The sequence below is a fragment of the Flavicella sediminum genome, from assembly GCF_006381105.1.
Taxonomy (GTDB): Bacteria; Bacteroidota; Bacteroidia; order Flavobacteriales; family Flavobacteriaceae; genus Flavicella; species Flavicella sediminum.
Window position 1 is genome coordinate 1 of record NZ_VDET01000030.1, and the last position, 3,168, is coordinate 3,168.

The window sequence follows — 3,168 nt, forward strand, 5'->3', positions numbered from 1 at the left end:
ACCTTATACAAAACCGTTACCATTAATATGAAAACAATCTTTACTATTATAATATTTTTGATTTCTTTTAAAATATTTAGTCAGAATTTTGAAGAAAAAAAGAGATACTTATTTGGAACTTTTCACACACAAAATACAACAATTAATGGGATTTCAGTTGGAGCATTTCCTCAATTCAATGGTAAAAAAAGATTTGTGAAAACAAATGGAATAAGATTTGAAATCCCAGGTATTGGACTTCCTGCTCTAATAGCTAATGGAAGCTTAATCAGTATTGATGAAACCGATGAAATTTTAAATGGATTAAATATTTCAAGTGGAACAATCGGAAATGTGGCATATAATGGAATGACTTTAGGGTTATTTGTTCAGAATGGAACTGTAATTAATGGATTAGCAATTGCAGGAATATGGAATGCTATGGATAAATCCAATGGGATTCAAATTAGCGGATTACTTAACGAAGCTACTTCTAGTAATGGAATCCAGATTTCTATGTCAAATTCAGCCGAATATATGACTGGATTTCAAATAGGTGGAGTTAATTATGCTAATAGGAAAATGATTGGAATACAAATTGGAATTTTGAATAAAAGTACTAACACAAAAGGAATTCAATTAGGTCTTTGGAATATTAACGAAAATCGGACATTACCTTTTATAAATTGGAACATCTAAAAAACTAATGGTAACAATGTATAAAAAAACATAGGGCATTTGTGCTAAGCCGAAAGGTCTGTGAATATTAACGAAGTCCGCTAAATATAAAATTTGGCATTTATAGTAGAAAAGATAAAAGCAAAATATTTATATTTAGCTAAGTAATAAACCGAAACGATAGTGCTTATCACCTGCCCTACGTTCCTTATACTAAACGTTGGCTTAAACAACTCCAAAATTTCGGTTGAAATTTCCGCAGTTGTTTAAATATGGTGATTTCTTAAAAGTTTGAAACCAGTGCTGACTCAAAAAAATAAAAATGAAAGCTTTCTTTTAGCTGAAAAATGAGTTTTATCTCCGTAAAAAATTTGTTCCTTGATAATCAATCTTTAGTTGAAAAAAATGATTTAATGTCATCTTGTTTACGTTACGTAAAAGCTTTAATTGAAAAAGAACAAATCCATTGATACATTTTACTTGCTGAAAAATTCGTGATAATTGAGTTACTGTAAAACTGTTTTTTATAAATTTAAATTCTTTGAAAATGTTATTATTAACGAAAAATGATCTCATAAATTACGTGTAACTGTACTTAAAAACTTTCCGTTGATATTTTGTTTTTAATCGAAAAATATGTGGGATAAAACGTTGAATTTATCGTAGCAACGAGATTTTAATGTCGTTAAGTATGTTTTGGAAACTTCCTCACTCCTATTTGAATTTTCAGTAGCAATAAAGTTGCATAAGCCAACACTGGCTAAACTTAATGTGGGTTTTTGGCTTTCTCAAAGTTTTGTCCTTATTTACTGTGTCCGCTTAAACTTATTTGTTTATTTTTATTGGAATAAAATAAAAACAAAAATAAGTCTAAGCTAAGTGCGTGGCTGAAAATATTGTACATACTTTCCTCCCACACTAAGCATAGCCAAAACCGTTGGCAACAAGCAAAAATCAGAACGCTAAAAAATGAATCGAATACTTTTTATATTATTACTGACTTTAAATTTAAATAGTTTCTCGCAAACTCAAGCTGAAATGAATAAAGAAGCTTATGCAGAATTTAATGAATCAGACAAGCAACTAAATGAAATTTATAAAACCATTATATCAAAATATAAAACTGATACAATTTTTGTAGAGAACTTAAAAAAAACTCAGCGAATATGGATGCAGTTTCGTGATGCTGAAATGGAAATGAAATATCCCAATTACCGAGAAAACATATATGGTTCAATACACCCAACTTGTAGAGCTATTTATCTAAAAGAGTTAACTGACGACCGAATTGGAACTTTGAAAACATGGATTAGAGGAACAGAAGAAGGAGATGTTTGTAATGGCTCTTTAAAAATCATTAAAGAGATAGATTCTCTATATATGGGAAAAGCATATATCGAAAAAGACGGTAATATTTGGATGTCTGCGAATATGAAAAAAGATCATCGAATTTTCGGATATAAAAACAAAGATATTTATTCGACCAAAATGATACTATTATCAATTTTCACAAATGACGTAGAAAACAACCCATTTAACTGTAAATACGGAGCATTTTATGACACAAATGGAATGAAAGAAATAAGTTTAAAATATTTATCAAATGAGGGAGAGTTTTTGAAAATTGAAATCGTTAACGAAAAAGAAGGAAAATCTGATATTATATTTATGCTTAAAAAGTGGTTTGAATTTAAAAAATAGAGCCAGTTGCCAACACCGTATAAAGTTAATGTGGGTTTTTATTTATTTCCCAAAGTTTTAGGCTTGTTTACTGTGTCACTTATACTTATTTAAGTATTTTTAGGTCGATTAAGATAAAAACATAAAATAAGTATAAGCTTAGTGCTAGGCTGATAATCCTTCGATTATCAACTCCCACACTAACCTTATACAAAACCGTTACAGCACATATGAAAAAACTCCTCGAGAAAGACATAATTCCACTTCTGATTTCAATAATTATTCTCCTAACTTCAATAGGAATTTCATTATCGACAAACTATAATTTGAATTATAAACATTACGCAGGAATAGCATTAATCGGAATTTCAACTATTCTGTATTTTACTTCCAAAAAGACGTTTCCATATTTATTCGGACTGATTATGTTTTTAGGAACAATAAACTTAATTGACATATTTATTATGAATATAACTTTCGGAAACGGACTGATTAAGCTGAATCCAATATTTCTGATTTTACTAATTGTTTTCATGATTCTGGATAAAGAATTGTGGAACAAAATATTTCCTAAAAAAAGTCTGATCGAAAAACAAATATCCGAAAATCAAAATATGATTAAAAAATTTGAAATTCAATTCGAATCAAAATCTGAATCTGAATTGAATAAAATTGCGGATGAAAAAAGCGGATATGTGAATGAGGCAAGAATAGCTTCAAAAAATATTTTGCGTGATAAATACGTGCTGTAACACCGTATAAAGTTAATGTGGGTTTTTATTTCTTTCCCAAAGTTCTGTGTCTTTTTATTATGTCACTTATACTTATTTA

The 3,168-nt window shown here is 28.9% G+C and carries 3 protein-coding genes; all 3 read left to right on the plus strand.

Annotated elements, in window-relative coordinates:
* Positions 1-678 (plus strand): LA_2272 family surface repeat-containing protein (locus tag FGM02_RS16435; RefSeq protein WP_394344448.1); only part of this gene is annotated, 678 nt, incomplete at its 5' end.
* A 948-nt stretch (positions 679-1,626) separates the two neighbouring features.
* Positions 1,627-2,358: a lysozyme inhibitor LprI family protein gene (locus FGM02_RS16440; RefSeq protein WP_139959591.1), complete on the plus strand. Its 732-nt coding sequence runs from the start codon at positions 1,627-1,629 to the stop codon at positions 2,356-2,358.
* A 209-nt stretch (positions 2,359-2,567) separates the two neighbouring features.
* On the plus strand, positions 2,568-3,089 hold the full coding sequence (locus FGM02_RS16445) for a hypothetical protein (protein ID WP_139959592.1): 522 nt from the start codon (positions 2,568-2,570) through the stop codon (positions 3,087-3,089).
* The last annotated feature ends 79 nt before the right edge of the window (positions 3,090-3,168 follow it).

Coding starts and splice junctions, on each gene's coding strand:
- FGM02_RS16440 (WP_139959591.1), top strand. CDS start 1,627: ATGAATCGAATACTTTTTATATTATTACTGACTTTAAATTTAAATAGT.
- FGM02_RS16445 (WP_139959592.1), top strand. CDS start 2,568: ATGAAAAAACTCCTCGAGAAAGACATAATTCCACTTCTGATTTCAATA.